The sequence below is a fragment of the Bacillus sp. XT-4 genome (assembly GCF_050864245.1).
GTDB lineage: Bacteria > Bacillota > Bacilli > Bacillales > Bacillaceae > Bacillus > Bacillus altitudinis.
The window spans coordinates 1-5,395 of record NZ_JBPAFI010000016.1; the positions used below are offsets into that span (position 1 = coordinate 1).

At 35.9% G+C, this 5,395-nt stretch carries 6 protein-coding genes; 1 reads left to right on the forward strand and 5 read right to left on the reverse strand.

Going from position 1 to position 5,395, the window contains the following annotated elements:
• Positions 1-284 precede the first annotated feature (284 nt).
• A complete protein-coding gene (locus ACRRMM_RS19070) occupies positions 285-917 on the reverse strand; it encodes a helix-turn-helix domain-containing protein (protein ID WP_428828990.1) in 633 nt (210 codons plus the stop codon).
• Positions 918-1,241: 324 nt separating this feature from the next.
• Here ACRRMM_RS19070 and ACRRMM_RS19075 point away from each other — a divergent pair, with 324 nt between their 5' ends.
• Positions 1,242-1,754, forward strand: a complete 513-nt coding sequence (locus tag ACRRMM_RS19075; RefSeq protein ID WP_428828991.1) for a DUF3967 domain-containing protein — start codon at positions 1,242-1,244, stop codon at positions 1,752-1,754.
• 113 nt (positions 1,755-1,867) lie between these two features.
• Here ACRRMM_RS19075 and ACRRMM_RS19080 read toward each other — a convergent pair whose 3' ends face one another.
• From ACRRMM_RS19080 to ACRRMM_RS19095, 4 genes are all read right to left on the reverse strand, one after another.
• Positions 1,868-2,386, reverse strand: a complete 519-nt coding sequence (locus ACRRMM_RS19080) for a hypothetical protein (RefSeq protein ID WP_428828992.1) — start codon at positions 2,384-2,386, stop codon at positions 1,868-1,870.
• 269 nt (positions 2,387-2,655) lie between these two features.
• Complete coding sequence (locus tag ACRRMM_RS19085) at positions 2,656-3,681, reverse strand: protein rep (protein WP_428828993.1); 1,026 nt, start codon at positions 3,679-3,681, stop codon at positions 2,656-2,658.
• Positions 3,682-4,312: 631 nt separating this feature from the next.
• Positions 4,313-4,495 (reverse strand): hypothetical protein, encoded by a 183-nt coding sequence (locus tag ACRRMM_RS19090; RefSeq protein ID WP_428828988.1) that lies wholly within the window; start codon positions 4,493-4,495, stop codon positions 4,313-4,315.
• Positions 4,496-4,803: 308 nt separating this feature from the next.
• Positions 4,804-5,395 (reverse strand): hypothetical protein (locus ACRRMM_RS19095; RefSeq protein WP_432450934.1); only part of this gene is annotated, 592 nt, incomplete at its 5' end.

Genomic DNA, 5,395 nt, shown 5'->3' on the forward strand with positions numbered 1-5,395 from the left:
CAGATTTCTCTAAATCACTTATGCTATTTTTTTCTGATTCTGTTAATGTTACAGCACTCTTACTTCTGTCCAACGTCTGTGCTTGTGCTACTACGGGCGAAACCAAAGATATAAGGATTACTGAAGCAACCACAAGAGACAAATAACTACGTAACTCTTTTTTCATAGTGACCTCTCCTTTACTAATGTTATAAAAATAACCAAGTAATAGTTTAACATAAATGTCAAAAGAATTCCTTTTGATCTATATTAACTATGCTGAAGAGTTTTTATAAATCTTAAATTTATTTGTCTAATGACCTTGGTTTCCTCCATGTAGGAATGAAAAACTTAATATTTTTAATAACCAAAATTACAATGCCAAAAAGTAGTGCAACTAATGTATTTATATTTCTTTCAAAAGGCAACATTTCATATAAAAAATAAGAGAAAACAAATAACAGATCAAGCCATATAATTTTTTTAGAACCAGATTTTCTATTAAAGTAATCCCTTGCCCCAACAAATGTTAGAACTACTCCGGTCAAAAATAGGACACCCCACCAAATTTGTAAATACCAAATAGGAAGTTGATAAGAAGAAAGATCAAATAAAGCACCAATGTAACCAAAAAAACTAATCAGCATAAGAATTCGACCAAAGACAGCTGACATTTGCATTTTTATATCTTTTTGACCTTGTTCAATCCGAGTTTCTAAGTCTTTTTGTTCCTCAGAATATTGCTCTGGAGAAACTAATTCTTTAATATCACTATCAAATAATTCAGCCAACCTTATTAGATTATCCATTGATGGTTCTGATTGATTTGTCTCCCATTTCGATATTGCCTGCCGACTAACTCCTAATTGTTCTGCCACATATTCTTGCGATAACTTTAAGGATTTTCTTTTATTACTAATATTAGAACCTAAAGACATCATACAACACTCCATTTCCATATGATTGCTGTAATTGTATTAGTTTCACAGGTTGCACACCACCAACCACTATGCAACTATTGGTTGCAAAAGCTTGTTTTAAATAAATTCTGCGAAAGATTATTATCAAAAGGTACTTTCACTTTATGAAAGACTTTTATGAGTCTTTAAATAAATTTATAACCGTTAAAACGTTCTTGTCATATCCCTCATGATCGAATGATCGTATTCATGGACGCAACCATGATCGTGAACGCAGGGATGCATTGATATAACTAGAATAATCAAGGTATGATCGTATGGTGAACGAGGTGGTGAAATTATATGGATAACCAAGAAACTTGGCACTCTATCAAATCATTAGAGAAAGAACTTCAAATCCCAGATACCACATTACGAAGATACATTCGTCAACATGGCCATCATTTGAACATAAAGAAAAACGGAAAAAGCTATTTAGTAGCAAATGAGTCCATTCCTTTGCTGAAAAAAATTCGTGGTTTATACGTAGAAGGAAAGTCTATAGAAAACATTGAGACCGTCCTCACTAATGAAGGACATCCAATAACTATCACAATAGACAATCATACAGAAAGTAGAGTATTGACGCTGAATGAGTCGATAGAGGACATAAGGAATACTCTCAACTCACAAATGAATGAACAAAAACAAATCATCCAATCTCTTATTCAGACAATTCACGAACAACAACACTACATTGAGACTAAGCTTGAGGAACGCGACAAACACCTCATAGAATCTCTAAAAGAGAATGAAGAAATGAAAAAACAGATTGCTGCAGCTCAACAAAAAAAGTGGTGGCAATTTTGGAAATAGGACACCTATGAAAATGGCGAACTTATACACACCCCTGTGTGCGTACTAAAATCTCTCAATTTCCGTCAAGCGTGTTATGAAAAAAGGAGACTCTTAAAAGAGTCTCCTTTTCTTTAATATTTATATTTTTTATAAGTAACATGTTGCCATTCCGGAACAGGAGCCTTCCAAGGTTTTATACTAGATTTTTTCCCATTCCACTTTTCAACCGTATAACCAGTGAAACCAGTTTGGTTCTCAGCTTTTATATAGTAAACATGGACAGACTGATTTTTATCTGTAAACTTTCTAATCTTTGCTGCAACATCAGCTCTATAAGACGTATTAACAAAACCTATGATTGTTATATAAGGACCAGCACCAGGAATAAAACCAGCTCCTAACCAGGCAACACCCTCTTTCAAACTAGCTTCAGTTTTAGAAGCAAATTTTCGGGCTTCCTTAGGCTTCATATAAAGATCAACAATGGTACTCTTAAAGCATCTAGTTCCACCACAAGCACCATAAGTAGACTTAATAATAGCACCCTTAACAGGCTTAGAAGCAGCATTTGCAGATCCATCATTAGGAGAAATAGCAAATAAGGAACTAAAAGACAATAGCAAAACTAATAAAATCTTCTGAATTTTCAAAGTAATTACACCTCCTGTGAAATTAAAGAACAAGCTGAATATTATCACAAAAAGTGTAATTATTACCTTAAATTATCTTTAATTTTTACCAGTTCTCTTCTTATAACCATAAAAGAAAATAGAAAATCCAATTAAAATTAAGAATAAAGCAACCACATAACTAAAAAACTTTAAAATTGCCAAAAAACATGAAAGTGCAATAATGATTTGACCTATCCACTCAATTAGACTTTGTCTCATAATATGATCCACCTTTACTAATTATAAATCTAAAACAGTATATAATTTTTTATTCCTACATGCCAACGTGCCATGACCTCAAACGTTTCATTGGCTACCTCATCATCATCTTCTTCAATCCTAATAAGATCGCCGTCCTCGGCATCCGTCAAATTCAGTTCCTTATGAATCTCTTTCAAGATCCCGCCGTAGCCGATCAACCGCCTTGCATTCAAAGCATCATCCAAATAATAGACCGTATCCAAATTTTCCTCGGTCACTTCGTCTCCTCGTATCACATCTGTGTCTTTCACTGGATACTTAGAAATCTCTAAAATGGCTTTCTGTTCTTCCATTTCTTTGCGGACTTCTTTTTCAATCGCTTCCGCATCGATTCCCTTTTTCCCTTTGACCCGCTGCACATGCACAATCGGTGTGTAATCCAATTTCATTGCACGCTTCCAAAAGCTTGTCCACTCTGCTTGCTTAATATAACTTTTCCCTGTGAAATAACTTTTCTTTACAGGAATAAGAACATGAAAATGTGGATGATATGTATTTTCCTCATGGTTTTTTGTTATCTCTAAAGCTCTGAAATATCCAAATGCTGAAGAATTCACTTTTTTATATTTCATCAATCTATTAAAGCCTTTCATCATGTCAGAAATGGTTTGTTTCAAATGAACGCCATCAACATTTCTAACTGTTAACGTGAGAAATATCCATGCAGGCTTATATTGCCGATTGGCTTCTTCGACAATCAATTTATTGTGATAGGCTATTTTTAACGACCTTCGCCACGCACACATAGGGCATAACCTCACTTTACAAAAATAAGCTTGATATAATCGTAGCCTGCCCGTTTCTTTGTCTCTCCTAAACGCAAGACATTCCGCACAATCAGATACTTTCTCTGCCTTTTTTCCGTAATAAGGCGCACCGGTACGCTTTTCAAGTCCCTCATAATGAGCCGCGATAAGCGACGATCTCACCTTCTTCCCTCTCCAATCCCGCTTTTTACCTGTTGCGGTTTTGTCCTGAAGGATGCTATAATTCGATTCAGATGAATATGTCAAAGCAAAAAACTCCTTCTGCGCTAGTTCTCTAGCAATCTATTATTTTTGGTGGTACTTAAATAATAGCAGACGGAGTTTTGTGCTGTCAAAAGACCTTCTAACCATTGACATCACTGGATTTATCGCACTTTTTAAAAATCTCATTGTTTCTATATGTATCAAGATAAGAAAAGACACGATTCCGACTCCGTCAAAATCGCCCAAAAAAGATGGCGGTTCCGCCATCTTTTTAAAAACCAAAACCTCAAAACCTAAAAGACCAAAGACTAAACCAAATTTCCCCGCAGGGGGAGATTTTTTTTGATTTTTTCATTCGGCATATCGCAAACAAATTTTCAGATTGATTTCAGCAGACAAAACGAAAAAACGCATTTAACACCCTTATAAGCGTTTTTAACTCGTTCCCCTATTTCAATTTACCTGAACAAAAATAAAAGCGCTCAGAATCAAATCTGAACGCTCTCAACGGCATTTTTGAAATGCACGACATGTTTTTTTATACGTTTTATTTTTATCTTACATTACTACCCCCCTGTTAGAGTGAGGGGGTTCCATTTGGCTACGGTACTTCGCTTTTCGTTGCCACTCGACGACTGCCGTCGTCTTCCGCTGCGCACCTTCGTCTAGAACTCTATTGTATCACTTTATAAGCCAATTCAAGGGCTTTTCTCTCAAACTCCTCATCTGTGGTCTGACCAGATGCATGCTGCCATAATAATTCTTCCTCGTCAGCTGTAAGATAAATTCCTTCAATAGCGTGTGTCGCTTTCGCATATCTCATGCCTTTTTCAAAACGCTCTCTTGTCATTTTCATCATCGGACCGCCTTTCTTGGGCTCTGCCCAAACCCGCCAACGGTCAGCCCGTTGGATCGCAAATATTCAAACCCCCTACCCCCGATCTTCGGGGGATGCCCCTTCGGCAGGCGCAAACAAACAGGGTTTGTTTGATTAACAGGCTTTTGGGTGTCGTGAATGAGTCAACTCCTTAATGCTCACTTTCGTTCCGCTTACCGTTGACTCATGCCTTATGTGCTTCTTTTACATTAGATTTAGACTAAAAAAAGACCCTGTAAAAAACAGAGTCATTAAAAATTCAAAAACAAACCTCTTTTTTAAGTGTTTTATTCAATAACAGTTTTTACTGGTGGAATTCCCCAATCAAGATAGAAAGCTACACCTTTACCCTGAGTCATAGCTCCAGTTATTTTTAATGCAAGATCTGCAAAAAAGGCTCCACCTAAAACTGCAGTACTTATTCCAGCCACAGTGCCTAATGGTCCTGCTAAAGCTGATGAAACTGCTGTCCAAGCAGCCATTAATGCAGCTGGACCTGATTGCGCTGCAACAGTTAAAACAGCGAATGTTCCAGATTTCAAAGCAGTATTAGATAAATAACCAGCTCGATAACTCGAAGTTTTAGCTACTTGGTTACTTTTTAATATGCTTTCTTTTGAAGCAGAATAATTATATGTACCATCAAGTATAGCTTTGAAATCTTTAAGTTGTGTTTTTGTAAAATCATATTCATTCATAAGAACATCATCACTTAAATCCACACTTAATGTTTTTTGATCTTTTTTGAAATGAATATGATTCGAAACTTCCAACAACTTAGTAACAAGCTTTGTATCTACACCAGATTTCTCTAAATCACTTATGCTATTTTTTTCTGATTCTGTTAATGTTACAGCACTCTTACTTCTGTCCAACGTC